Annotated in this window: 10 protein-coding genes; all 10 read right to left on the bottom strand. The window is 60.7% G+C overall.

Annotated elements, in window-relative coordinates:
* Positions 1-28: 28 nt before the first annotated feature.
* The 10 genes from GQX66_RS23850 to GQX66_RS23805 all read right to left on the bottom strand — a co-directional run bounded on the left by GQX66_RS23850 (position 29) and on the right by GQX66_RS23805 (position 12,446).
* Complete coding sequence (locus GQX66_RS23850; RefSeq protein ID WP_240871853.1) at positions 29-1,447, bottom strand: oligosaccharide flippase family protein; 1,419 nt, start codon at positions 1,445-1,447, stop codon at positions 29-31.
* A 13-nt stretch (positions 1,448-1,460) separates the two neighbouring features.
* A complete protein-coding gene (locus GQX66_RS23845; RefSeq protein WP_085745614.1) occupies positions 1,461-2,414 on the bottom strand; it encodes a glycosyltransferase family A protein in 954 nt (317 codons plus the stop codon).
* A 16-nt stretch (positions 2,415-2,430) separates the two neighbouring features.
* Positions 2,431-3,744 carry an O-antigen ligase family protein gene (locus GQX66_RS23840; RefSeq protein WP_102716788.1) on the bottom strand — a complete coding sequence of 438 codons (1,314 nt, stop codon included), beginning with the start codon at positions 3,742-3,744 and terminating at the stop codon, positions 2,431-2,433.
* Positions 3,741-4,853, bottom strand: a complete 1,113-nt coding sequence (locus GQX66_RS23835; RefSeq protein WP_240871852.1) for a glycosyltransferase — start codon at positions 4,851-4,853, stop codon at positions 3,741-3,743. The genes GQX66_RS23840 and GQX66_RS23835 overlap by 4 nt, the downstream gene beginning before the upstream one ends.
* Positions 4,850-5,926 (bottom strand): glycosyltransferase, encoded by a 1,077-nt coding sequence (locus tag GQX66_RS23830; RefSeq protein WP_236188469.1) that lies wholly within the window; start codon positions 5,924-5,926, stop codon positions 4,850-4,852. The genes GQX66_RS23835 and GQX66_RS23830 overlap by 4 nt, the downstream gene beginning before the upstream one ends.
* 2 nt (positions 5,927-5,928) lie before the next feature.
* On the bottom strand, positions 5,929-6,633 hold the full coding sequence (locus GQX66_RS23825; RefSeq protein WP_240871851.1) for a WecB/TagA/CpsF family glycosyltransferase: 705 nt from the start codon (positions 6,631-6,633) through the stop codon (positions 5,929-5,931).
* Between the two features lie 13 nt (positions 6,634-6,646).
* The gene (locus GQX66_RS23820; protein ID WP_240871848.1) at positions 6,647-7,987 is read right to left on the bottom strand and encodes a UDP-glucose/GDP-mannose dehydrogenase family protein; all 1,341 of its coding nucleotides are present in this window, start codon (positions 7,985-7,987) and stop codon (positions 6,647-6,649) included.
* A gap of 70 nt (positions 7,988-8,057) precedes the next feature.
* Positions 8,058-9,449: an undecaprenyl-phosphate glucose phosphotransferase gene (locus tag GQX66_RS23815; RefSeq protein WP_085745619.1), complete on the bottom strand. Its 1,392-nt coding sequence runs from the start codon at positions 9,447-9,449 to the stop codon at positions 8,058-8,060.
* Between the two features lie 148 nt (positions 9,450-9,597).
* Positions 9,598-11,910, bottom strand: coding sequence for a GNVR domain-containing protein (locus GQX66_RS23810; protein WP_240871846.1), 2,313 nt, complete (start codon positions 11,908-11,910; stop codon positions 9,598-9,600).
* A 2-nt stretch (positions 11,911-11,912) separates the two neighbouring features.
* Complete coding sequence (locus GQX66_RS23805; RefSeq protein WP_085745621.1) at positions 11,913-12,446, bottom strand: polysaccharide biosynthesis/export family protein; 534 nt, start codon at positions 12,444-12,446, stop codon at positions 11,913-11,915.
* Positions 12,447-12,455: the final 9 nt, after the last annotated feature.

Here is a 12,455-nt window from a genome sequence, read left to right as displayed (position 1 = left end):
GTGAGGCCTTCCTGTCTCAGGGCTGAACTCAGCGGGAGGTGAAAACCGATTTGAATTCCTGCGGCCAGTGCGGGTGCAGGGCGCTGTAACCCACGGCATAACTCAGTGCGCCGAGCACGACGCTGCCGATCAAATGCATGTAGCCCTGGAGACCCAGCTGCGGTAGCACCAGCAGCACGGTTGCAGCCATGACCAGGGAAGCGATCACGCTGCGGTAACTGGCTTCGAAAAAGCCACGCCAGCTGTAGCCGATCGCCGTGTTCAGGCCGCGGATTTGCAACGGCGTGATGACCAGCATGCGCGCCAGCAGAGCGACGGCTGCTGCCATGCCGCCGTACAGGTTGCCGAGGGTGTAGACCAGCGCCAAGGCCAGCGCGGTGGTCAGCACTTCGGCCGTGATCGTGAGGTGGCTGCGGTTGACCGCCACCAGTGCGGTGGTGGCGTACATGGCGCTGTTGCCGATGGCGGCCGTGCAAGCCAGTACTTGCAGCAGCGGGATGGCCTCTGCCCATTTGGCGCCGAAGATCAACAGGATCAGGTCGTTTGCCGTGAGTGCGAGTCCGATGAACAGGGGCGTCAACACAAACCCGCTGACGGCGGTAGAATCGCCAACGATCCCGATCAATCGTCTGGGCTCTGCGCTGCGCCGGGAGAACGCCGGCAGCGCGTAGCTCAGCAAGCCGTTGTAGATTGCGGTGCGTGGCAGTTCGATGATGCGCATCGCCATGTTGAACATGCCGACCGCGTTCGCGCCGGCGGTGATGCCCAGCACCACGTTGACCCCGCGCTGCAAGGTTTGCGAGCTCAGTGCGTTAATGGCCACCGGTGCGCCTGACCTCAACAATTCACGCAGGATCGGACCGTCGATGTAAAAAGGGATACGTCGCGGGTCGGCGCGCATCAACACAATGATCGACACCAGCTCCATGATCAGCGCCTGGGCAATGACCGCCCACGCACCCAGCCCCCAAAGCGCAACGGCAATGCCACCGACGCCACCCGCCACTTTGCCCAGCAATGTGCGCGACGCCAGCATCTTGAAGTTACCGCTGCGGCGCATCTGCGCCACATAGACCCGCGCCATCATGGTGAACAGGATCTTTATCGAGGCTATCGCCGTCATCCATTGCAGCACCGGGTCGGGGGTGTACAGCATGACCGCGCCCGAAATGACGCCAATGCTCGCCAGACTGACCAGCACCGCCGCCCAGTAGGCGGTGCAGATGTGCTTGTCTTCCAGCCGCTCAAGCCGTACCAGCGGGTCTTCCAGCACCGACGAGTACACCAGGCCGATCAGTTCGACGATGGCAATGATGACCGTGCCCACACCCAGCTCGGCAGGCGACAGCAGCCTGGCGTAGGCGACAAAGGTAATCATCGACAACAGGATCAGGCCGAATTTCTCGGTGAAGATCCAGGTCAATGTCGTCAGACGGTGGTTGGCCATGGCGGATACCGTATCAATGAGCCGTGGTTGACGCCGTTGCCTTGCGCAAGGTTCTGGCGCGGGCATAGAGGTAGCGCAAGGTCGGTTTGCCGCTGGCGAAGATCAGGGCCTGCCAGGAGCAATCCAGCATTCGCCGGTACACGCCGAGGACCTGGTCATGCTCGCCGCGTCGGGAAAACGCCTCGAGAAAATCGGTGTGGTTGCCCAGCACGAAATCGATCCGCTGCTGCCGGGTCAACTGCGCGCCGTAGCGGGCGAGGTACACCTCGATGAAGCGGATTTTGTTCTGATAGTACTTTTTCGGATTCGCGGTCATGTTGCCGCCATTGACCGTGCGCTCCAGCAACACCTCCGGCACCGTGTGGATCTCCCAATGCTCGGCGATCCGGGTCCACATGAAACGGTCTTCGGAATAACGCAGGCTGGCATCGAAGCCGCCCAGTTGCATGATCACGTCACGTTTGACCAGCGCGGTGGAAACGCCATTGACGACGTTGGCATGGATGAAATCGTAGAAGTGCCTGCCGTTCTTCAACCGGTCGTCCAGCTGGCGCCTGCCATCGCTGTAATTGACTTGTGCATAGCAGTCGATCAGCCCCACCGGCCGGCCCTGGCGGGTGAGTTCGTCATACAGTGCCAGCTGTAACTCCAGCTTTCGCGGATGCCATTGGTCATCGGCATCGAGCATTGCCACAAACGTTTCTTCGGAGTGCCGCATGCCATGATTACGGGCGCTGGCCTGGCCTTCGTTGGGTTGCTGTAACAGCGTCAGGCGAAACGGCGCGACAAAGTCTCTGACCCGCTGTGGTCCGTCATCGGTGGACCCGTCGTCGATGACGATGACGTGATCGGGCAGTCGGGTTTGCCGGGCCAGGGAGGTCAGTGTCTGCTCGATGCTTTCGGCGCCGTTGTACATCGGAATGATGACGCACACTGAATCTGCTGAACGGGGAGCTTGGTTTGGCACGGTGATTCTCCTTGGGTTACGCGCGGGCGGAATCGCGCGGCAGTGCGCTGCCCGACGAACGCTGACGCAGCGCTGCCGGTGAGGATTCGGGGTAGGTCGCGTGGTGGTGCCGGAAGGTCAGGGCCAGCGTGCAGAACACCAGAAACTCGGCGGAGCGGTAGTTGGGAATCACGTACGCCACATAATTGGTGACGACGAACAGGCCGATGATGACCAGCGCACTGGCACGAAACCGGGCTGCCTGATTCGCCGTCACGGCGCGGTATTGCTTGAACAGTGCTTCACCCAACATCAGCGCCAGCGCCGTCAGCTGGATGAGGCCACCGTTGAGCAGGGTCTCCATGTAGCCGCTGTGGGCGTTGCCGATGTAACCCCAGCGGGTGATGAACGCATCGGCATCGGGACTTGCCCAGAAGGCGCCGAAGCCGTAACCCCTGAGAAACTGGCTGTCGATGAAGGGCGCGAGCAGTTCCCAGATCAACGTCCGATCGGTCAGTGACGGGTCGCGACCGGCCATTTCCAGCAGCACCGCAAAGTTGCTGTACAGAAACAGACAGACCAGCAGGTAGAGCAGGGTGCATCCGAGGAACAGCAGCTGTGAGCGATTGATGCCCAGGCGGATCATTGTGAGGAAGTACCAGTAGCTGATCGTGCCGGAAATGATCAGCGCCACGCCGGTGGCTGACTGGGCAAGCAGGATCGCGACCAGCGAAAAGAACGAACAGAAGAGCGCCCAGCGATTGCGCTGCCGGATCATCGGCAGCAACAGCACGATGGCGATCGCGTTGAGCCGGGCGCCGGCATTCTTTTCAGCGAAAACGCCTTTGAATGCGCCGTCGCGAATCCCCCCGGAGAGAAACGCCACTTCAGGCATGACCACAGCGAGCAACAACCCGATCAGCGCCGCTATGCCGATGGCGCAACCGAGCATGAAGGTGATTTTTTCAAGGGAGTAGTTATAGGCAAGAAAACCGGCGAAAAACACCACGCCGAGCAGGGCGATGAACCGCTTGAGGCTGAGCATCGGGTCGTGGGACCAGCCGATCGACGCGATGACGCAGAGCAGAAAAACCAGCAGGAAGAAGTTGCTGCGATAAAAGGTTTTGCTGAGGAATACCTTGTTGCGGATGAAAAAGAACAGCGGCACCAGCAGCGTGATAAGGCCGCAGACCTGATTGGCGACGTTGCCTTCGAGGTCTTTATTGATGTCGCCAAAGCTCGCGGCACTGCCCAGACCGAGCACAAAAGTGATCACCTGTATGTAAAACAGGATCCCGAATACGGTGAAGGCGTCGCGTAACGTCGAATACCTGATCGTCAATGTGCTCATGGTGACGGGCTCCCGATCAACGCTTTAAGGTAGGTCTGCACCGCGCTGGCACTCATGAATCGCGCGGCCGCATCGAGGCGTGACTGACGCTGCAGGTCGCGCGGTATGGACAGTTGCTCGGCGATGGCCTGCGCCAGGGCGATCGGATCATCGACAGCGACCAGCGGCGCTACCAGACCGCCAACGAGGATGTCTTGCGGACCATGGGGGCAGCGGGTCGCCACTACCGGCGTACCGGTGGATAACGCCTCGACCAGCGCGTTGGGACTGCCCTCGAAACGCGACGAGAGTACGAAGCAATCGGCTGCGGCCACTTCTGCCAGGGGATCATTGGCATAACCCGGCAGATCGAAGCGCTCCGCCACCCCCAGCTGTTTCGCCTGTTCCAGCAGTGCGGCCCTGAGGGCACCTTCGCCAAAAATGATCAGGCGGGCATCGCGATCCGGCAGTGCGGCGAATGCTGTGATCAGCGTGTCGAAACCTTTTTGCGGTGCCAGGCGCCCCACGGCGACGATCACCGTGCCGGACTTTTCCAGCAGCCAGCGGTGGCGGGGCAGTCCCGGTGGCCTCTCGCGAAAGTCGTTGTCGAGCACCGGGTTGTCAGCAATGGTCACGTCCTGGCGTCGGGCGAGGGTGGTATCGACCAGATCCTGAGCGACGCCGCGCGAAACGCAGATCACCGGATTGGGAATCATCCGGTAAAGCAGCGGTGCCACCCGATAAGCCATCCGCACCATGAAATCGGGGTTCACGTGCCGGTCATGGGAAAAGGCATTGCGCTCGCTGACGTGCAGCCGTGCCAGCGTGCCGGACAGTGCCGCCGCAATGATCGCCACCACGTTGACGTGGGTGAGGGCTGCCAGTTGGGCATCAAAGCGATTGGCACGCAGGAATCGCGTGAGTGCCGGCACCGCACGGACGCTGCGCGGACTGTGCAATTCAACCTTTTTCACGCGCGGGTCGAGATGCGCTGCGTGAATGCCGCCGCCGGTGAGCATCAGCAATGTCACGTCATTGCCCGCATCCACCAGTGCCTTGGCGAGACGCGCCATCATTTTTTCAGCACCGCCGGCGCTGAGGTCATGGAGGATGATCAGTAACTTTTTCATTGATTCCAGACCTGGTAATACGCCTGCGCCGCGTACTGACTGGTGTACGGGCGCAGGGTGGCAGTGAGCGTCTTTTCGCCGGGAGCGATGTGACCTGAGGTCAGGTTGCGCAGCATGCCGTCGGCCAGTGCCTGTACGTCGTTGACGATCACCAGTTGACCGAGTCGGCCATGGTCCAGCAGTTCTCTGGGCCCGGTCTCGCAATCGCAGGCCAGCACCGGGGTGCCCAGCGCCAAGGCCTCGATCAGCACGGTCGGCATGCCTTCTTGCAGGGAGCTCAGAATGAACAGTCGGGCCTGCCTGAGCACGGGATAGGGATTGCTCAGAAAACCACTGAAGTGCACCCGTTGTGCGATACCCAATTGCCTGGCCTGGGTGACCAAGGCTTCGCGCAATGGGCCATCGCCGACGATCACCAGATCCGGCAGCGCCGCGCTGCGCAGCGCCAACGCGTAGGCATCGAGCAGCAGATGAAACCCTTTGGGTTCGACCAGACGCCCCAGACTCAGCCAGTAGTTGCGGGGCAAGTCGGCGGGCCGGGGCGCCCGGGCGGCTTGAAACAGTTGATCGGTGACGACCGCGTTGGGGCAATAGCTGATGCGCTGCCGCCCCCAAGGCACGGCATCGGCAAGGGTCTGGCGCAACGCCGAGGACACCGTCACCACCTTGCCACTGCCACACAGGTACAAGGCGTAGAGCAGACGCAGGCTTGAGGGGCCGGTTTTCTGTTCGCTGCAGTCGAGGGTCGCATGGCGGCTGTAGATGACCTTGCAGGCACTGCCCAGGGTGGCGAACCACGTGCAGAGGTTGGCCTGCTCCTTGGCGGAAATGAGGTGGGTGACACCTTCACGCCGTATGAGCCGGCGCAGCAAAACGATGGACTTGAACAGGCCGACGAGGCCGCTGCCGCCACCGCTGAAGCATTGAATGTCCCGGGTGTCGGGCATGTCCGCGTTCATGACGAAAAAGCTCACGCGCCGGCCGTCCTTGAGAAACTGCTCGGACAACCGTTGCTGAACGCGCTCGACGCCACCGCCGGGCTTGAAATCCTTGAGGGTAAACAGGATGTGCATGGTCATTCCCCAACGCTGATGGCGACTTTGTGTCGAACGATCATGTTCAGCAGGTGCAAGAAGTTGCTCGGGTAATCGATGAGGTAACGTTTGATCGTGTGGGGCTCGCGGTACATGCGATAGAACGCGCGCAAGTGCAGGCGATTGATCAGCGCCGGGTAGTACTGCCGCGTGGCCAAAGCTTCCTGGCGGATGAACCCGCCACAGCTGAAGGCGACCCCGCGAAAGCCGGCGCGCAGGGCATCCTGCTCGAACTGCTCTTGCCGTCCGGCGCCCAGGCCGACGATCAGAATGTCCGCTGCACTGCGACAGATGTCGTTCCGAATGCCTTCGGCCTGGGCAGCGTCGAAATAGCCGTTGTGGCAGCCGGCGATGCTCAGTTGCGGATAAAGGCTTTTGATCTTGCTGATGAACAGGTCGAGTTCGGCTTGTCGGGCGCCGACGAAATAAACCCGTTTGCCCTGTTGCTCGGCGCTGCGCAGCACGACGTCGGCTATCGAGGTGAAGTCGAAGCTGACCCGGCCAATCGGTCTGCCGGTGATGCGAGACATGAAGGTCGACATCAGCATGCCGTCGCAAAAATAGGCAACGCTGCTCGGGTTCTGCTCGAAAAAGCTGCCGATCGAGGCAAAGTTGATGAAGGAATAGGCCTGGTTGGCCTCCAGTAATTTCGCCGAGTACTGCCCGACTATCTCCAGTTTGAACATGGCGCGGCTCCTTTCAGAGAACTGAAGGGGTCTGCCGACCCACGGAGACGTAGGTGAAACCGCGTTTGCTCAAGCGCTGCGGATCGAACAGGTTGCGTCCGTCGAAAATCAACGGCTGTTTGAGCAACTGGCTGAGCCGGTCGAAATCCGGCGCCCGGAACGATTGCCACTCGGTGACGATGATCAGGGCGTCGGCATTTTTCAGCGCCGCCTCCTTGGTGCCTGTCAGGGTCAGGTCATCGCGCGAGCCGTAAAGGCGCTGGGCCTCTTCCATGGCTTTCGGGTCAAACGCCTGCACGCTGGCGCCGGCTTGCCACAAGGCCTCCATCAGTACCCGGCTGGGGGCCTCGCGCATGTCGTCGGTATTGGGTTTGAAACTCAGCCCCCACAGGGCAAACGTCTTGCCGCGAAGGTGACCGTCGAAGTGATCGAATACTTTGCGATAGAGGCTGGCTTTCTGTTCCTGGTTGCGCGCCTCCACGGCCTTGAGCACCCGGGCGTCGATGTCGACACCGTCGGCCGCGTGTATCAGCGCCTTCACGTCCTTGGGAAAACACGAGCCGCCGTAGCCCAGACCTGGGTAGATAAACTGGTAACCGATGCGCGGGTCGGCGCCGATGCCGTGGCGCACCTTTTCGATGTCGGCGCCGAGCCTTTCGGCGAGGCAGGCCATTTCGTTCATGAAGCTGATCTTGGTCGCCAGCATGCAGTTGGCGGCGTATTTGGTCAGCTCGGCGCTGCGAACATCCATGACGATGATTTTTTCGCGGCTGCGATTGAACGGTTCATACAGTTCGCGCATAACCTCCTCGGCACGCGGGCTGTCGGTGCCGATGATGATCCGGTCCGGGCGCATGCAGTCTTCGACCGCACAGCCTTCCTTGAGAAATTCCGGGTTTGAAACCACGTCGAACGTCAGATCGCCGCGACCGTTGTCGGCCAGCACCTGCTCGATACACGCTCGAACTCGGTCCCCCGTACCGACGGGCACGGTGGATTTGTCGACGATGATCTGGTGCCGATCCATGTTCAGCGCGATGGTCTGCGCCACGCTCAGCACGTATTGGAGATCCGCTGAACCGTCTTCGTCGGGCGGTGTGCCGACGGCGATCAACAGCACATCGCCATGGTGAACGGCGTCCACCAGGTCTGTGCCGAACCGCAGCCGGCCGCTTTGATAGTTGTCGCGCACCACGCTTTTCAGGCCGGGTTCGTACAGCGGCAGCGTGCCCTCTTTCAATGCCTCGACCCTGCCGGCGTCGACGTCGACGCAGAGCACGTTGTGCCCGACCTCGGCCAATGCAGCACCCTGGACAAGGCCTACGTAACCAATTCCGAATACGCTCACATTCATGGTCGAACCTCAGGTCGTCGTGACGGTTATCAACGGTCGGGCAGGGGAGCGGCAGACGCGGGAAAGGGGTTCAGTAGATGTTTTTCGAGAACAGCGTGAAGGGGGTCTTGATAAGGATTTTGATGTCGAGCCACAGCGACCACTGGTTGATGTAGTTGAGGTCCTGGGCGACGCGCAGCTGCATTTTTTCCACGGTCTCGGTTTCGCCACGATGGCCGGTGATCTGGGCCAGCCCGGTGATGCCCGGCTTGAGGCGATGCCGGGCCATGTAGGCGCGCACCTTGCCGGTGTAATAAAGGTTGTGGGTGACGGCATGCGGGCGGGGCCCGACCAGGGCCATGCGGCCGGACAGCACGTTGAACAGCTGTGGCAATTCGTCGATGGAACTGCGACGCAGAAAACCGCCGATCGGCGTGAGGCGATCATCGTTGCGGGTGGCCTGTCGTACCTGCTGGTCGTCGTGGACGTGCATCGAGCGAAACTTCCAGACCTTGATCACTTCGCCGTTGCAACCGTGACGGTTCTGCTTGAACAGCACCGGGCCGGCGGAGGTCAGCTTGACGGCTAAGGCCACCACCAACAGCACCGGGCTGAGCAGAATAATCGCCAGGGCGGCGAGGCTTCGCTCAAACAGATCCTTGCAAAACAGGCTGGCAGGGTGCGAGCTGATCAGGCTCTCGTTGAGGTAGATGGCCGGCATCCGCTCGATTTCCGAGATCGAATGGTTGAGCAACACCATGCTGCCGAAATCCGGGATCCACACCACGTCGACGTTCATGTCCAGCAGGTCGATGTAGAGGGCTTCGATGGTGGCGGCATGGGCCATCGGCAGCACGATATAGACGCGGCGCACTTCCTGGCCCGTGATGATCTCGCGGATGGCGGAAACGTGGCCGAGCAACGGCAGAATGCTGGGGGCAGGGCCGCAGCTGTCCTCGGCGGCAATGAAGCCCAGCACCAGCGCGCGGTTCGGTCGGGACAGTTTTTTCGCCAGTTCATGGGCCGTCGGGCAGGTACCGATGATCACCGAACGGCGCCCGTTGCAGACCTTGCGTGAGTACAGGCGGGCCAGGTAATGCAGGGGCAGAAAGCTCAAGGCCTGAACCATGAAACCCAGCACCGCCCAGACCATGATCACCTGGCGTGAATAAATGGCGCTGGTCTGGGTGAAGAACGCAATCGCCGCCAGTACGGCCAGCAGGGTCAACCACCCGGCCAGCAACCTGCCAAGCCCGACCAGCAGGCCATGGCGTTTGTGGTAGACCTGCATCACGCTGTAGATCGGCACCGAGCCGAGCACCGTCAGAATGATCAGGATGCGGTATTCACTGGTCAGACTGCCGACGCGCCACTGCACGAGCAACATCAACAGCGCCGTCACCAGCGACAGCGCGCACAGCCACTGGCCCCAGAACGTCAGGCCTCGGCGGTGTGTCATGTGAGCGGTATAGAGCGAAGTCATGGGCTTAACCTCAAGGCAGCATTCATGCATCAGCGCGAATCGAGCAGGCACGGCGTGCCTCCCGATGGCTTTTCCGTAGCTCGGCGGAGGTGAAGCGAGTAGTGCGTTGGCAGAAGAGGGCGTAGCGGCGGGCGTATGCGCCCGATGGTTACCTGGGCGCGAAATCGTAGTTATAGAACGCCCGGGAATGGTGGTAGCCGTACTTACGCGCCTTGCGCAGGTCGACCTGGTTGAGCACCGTGCCAAAGACCGGCACATGGCTTTGCTGCAACATGGCAATCCCTCGCTGAACCTGGCTGATCGACGTGCTGTCAGCCTTGACGACATAGATCACCGCATCGGAATGTCTGGCCAGCAACAGCGCGTCACTGATCATCTCCGCAGGGGGTGAGTCGATAATGATGTGGCGATACCTTGATCTGAGCGCCTCGAGCATGCGCGCCATGCGCGGCGAGCTGAGCAAATCCTGTGGCGGCGGCTGAACCGGGTTGAGCGGATCGCCAGGGGACGGCAGGCGTGGCGCAACGAACATATCCAGCGACGGTGGCAAGACCTTCCCGGCCGGCAGCATGTCCAGATTGCCCACTGAAACAATGCAGTCTTCAAGCCTGGCCGTGCCGGCAATGACATTCGCCAGTCCGGGGTTGTCCGGTGGGAAATCGAAATTCAGCGACAGGGTTGGCTGACGCATGTCGGCATCGATCAGCAACACGCGTTCCAGCGGTGTCAGCGAACTTGCGAGGTTGGTGGCGATGGTGCTTTTGCCCTCGCCGGCAACCGTGGAGGTCACGAGCACCACCTGCGAGGGCTTTTCGCTGCTTTGCAACATCAGCCAGGTACGCAGGTTGCGAATGGTCTCGGAAAAGCGCGGGTTGTCGTTGTCCTCGAACAGGCGCGCCAGTTGTCGGCGACTTTTCTTTATCACCAGCGGCACGACGCTGAGCAGTGGAACATTCAACACGCTCTCGATCGATTCGTCGGTTTTGAAGGTATTGCTCAGGCTGTCGAAAAGCAGTGCCAGCCCGACGCCGATGACCGCAGCGATCAGCCCGACGATCGCGACAATCAAAGTCTTGCGCGGTTTGCTCGCGTCGACAGGAACGATGGCCGGGTCGACGATGCGCACTTTCGTCGAGTCCATGTCGGCGGTGGCCGTGGTTTCTTTCAGGCGGGTGACGAAGGTTTCATACAGCGCGCGCGTGCTGTCGACTTCACGCTGGAATTCGCGCAACTGAAACTCTTTGCGCGCGATATCCTGGATCTGCGCCTTGTTGCTATTGAAGGATTGACGCAGCGACGCTTCACTCGCGGTGGCGAGCTGGTATTGCCGCTCGATACCGGCCACCACTTGCTGCACCTGCAATTGCAGACTGGTGGTGGCGGTACGCAGCTCGGTTTGTGCGGAAATCAGGCTCGGGTGCTTCGGACCATAGCGCCCGGCCAGTTCATCAACCTTGGCTTGGGCCACCGCGCGATCGGCCTGGAATTTCTGCACCAGAGGGTTGCTCAAGACCGCCGGTACGCTGGAGAGTCGGCTCAGATCGCCGTTGCCCAGCGCCTTCGCCTGCCGGTACTCGCTCTCGGCTTCAGCGCGGTTGCGACGGGCATCGACCATGCGATTGCCGGTCATTTCCAGTTCGTTGGCGCTGATGGTGGCAACGCCGCCAACATCCACCAGACCTTGTTCTTCGCGGTAACCCTGGAGTTTTTTCTCGGCCGCCCGCAGGTTGTCGCGCAGCTTGATCAGACGTGTGTTCATCCAGGCCGTGGTGGTTTGCGACGATTTCTCGCTGGTATCGAGCTGGCTGTCGGTAAAGCCCTGAGCCAGCGCGTTGGCCGCCGCCGCTGCGAGAACAGGGTCTGGCAACTCGACTTCGATTTCGAGCAACTGGCTTTTGCCAACGAACTTGACGCTGGTGTGCAGCATGAGGTTCTGCGTGACCTGGTTGAAAACGTCTGCTTCAGTGAGTGGCTCTTTCTTTTGCGGTAGATATCGACCTAGCCCCGGGATCCATTGATCAAGGTCCAGATCGGCCAGCCATTGGCGCGGAGCAAACCAGGGCTTTGGCTGCTGGCGCGGGTCGGTGACCGGGTGGGTGGTGAGACCGAGTTTTTTCACCGCGCGTTCGGCAAGGTCCCGCGATTGCAGGAGTGCCTGCTGGGTCTGCAGGTAATCAGTGCCGCTGCTGCCTGATTCCTTGACTTGCTGGAAGGACATCAGCGGAGGTGTCTTGTCGTTGAACAGCAGGGTGGTGCTGCCGATGTATTGCGGCGTGATGCTGGAAACTACGGCGGCCGCCAGTGTGCAGCTCAGCAGAACCAGCCAGCCGATGCTCCATTTGGCGCGCCAGATGACCCTCCACAGATTGAGCAGATCCAGGGTGTCCTTGTCTTCGCCGTGCTGAGGATGCAGATGCGCTTGAAGAGGACGTTCGACGTAGTTGCTTGGGCTGTTGTCCATGATCAGAAAAAGCCTTGTGCAATGGAAATGGTATCGCCGGGGGCGATCGTGGTGCTTCGCGTGATGTTGTCGGTCACGGTGGCGCCACCATCGCCGCGCAAGATGGTCACTCGCTTCATCGAGGCCCGTTCGGTCAGGCCACCGCCCAGCGCGATGGCCTTTTCCAGTGTCAGTCCGGGCACGAACGGATAGCTGCCGGGCTTTTTCACTTCGCCATTGATGTAGAACGAGCGGTATTCGATCTGGCTGAGACTGACTTTCGGGTCTATCAGATAACCCTGCTTGAGCCCGTCGACGATGATTTTCTCGACCTGACCGGGGGTCAGTCCCTTGGCGGATATTTCGCCGAGGAACGGGTAGGAAAAGGTGCCGGCATCACTGAGCCGGATCTTTTTCATGCTCAATTCCGGCTCACCGAAAACGATGATTCGCAACACGTCGCCGGCAGCGAGTTTGTATTGCGTATCGGGATCTGCCGCATAGGTGTGGGGCAAGAGAAACAACGCGAACAAAAGGACAAGTGTGCGAGTGTTCATGTCGAGACC

This window comes from Pseudomonas sp. B707, from assembly GCF_022496685.1.
Lineage (GTDB): Bacteria > Pseudomonadota > Gammaproteobacteria > Pseudomonadales > Pseudomonadaceae > Aquipseudomonas > Aquipseudomonas paraglycinae.
Note: the sequence above shows the minus strand (reverse complement) of the source record. Positions and strands in the feature narration are given on the sequence as shown.

Bases quoted from the DNA above. Each gene is read 5' to 3' on its own strand.
- GQX66_RS23850 (WP_240871853.1), bottom strand. From the start codon at position 1,447: ATGGCCAACCACCGTCTGACGACATTGACCTGGATCTTCACCGAGAAA.
- GQX66_RS23840 (WP_102716788.1), bottom strand. From the start codon at position 3,744: ATGAGCACATTGACGATCAGGTATTCGACGTTACGCGACGCCTTCACC.
- GQX66_RS23835 (WP_240871852.1), bottom strand. From the start codon at position 4,853: ATGAAAAAGTTACTGATCATCCTCCATGACCTCAGCGCCGGCGGTGCT.
- GQX66_RS23830 (WP_236188469.1), bottom strand. From the start codon at position 5,926: ATGCACATCCTGTTTACCCTCAAGGATTTCAAGCCCGGCGGTGGCGTC.
- GQX66_RS23825 (WP_240871851.1), bottom strand. From the start codon at position 6,633: ATGTTCAAACTGGAGATAGTCGGGCAGTACTCGGCGAAATTACTGGAG.
- GQX66_RS23820 (WP_240871848.1), bottom strand. From the start codon at position 7,987: ATGAATGTGAGCGTATTCGGAATTGGTTACGTAGGCCTTGTCCAGGGT.
- GQX66_RS23815 (WP_085745619.1), bottom strand. From the start codon at position 9,449: ATGACTTCGCTCTATACCGCTCACATGACACACCGCCGAGGCCTGACG.
- GQX66_RS23810 (WP_240871846.1), bottom strand. From the start codon at position 11,910: ATGGACAACAGCCCAAGCAACTACGTCGAACGTCCTCTTCAAGCGCAT.
- GQX66_RS23805 (WP_085745621.1), bottom strand. From the start codon at position 12,446: ATGAACACTCGCACACTTGTCCTTTTGTTCGCGTTGTTTCTCTTGCCC.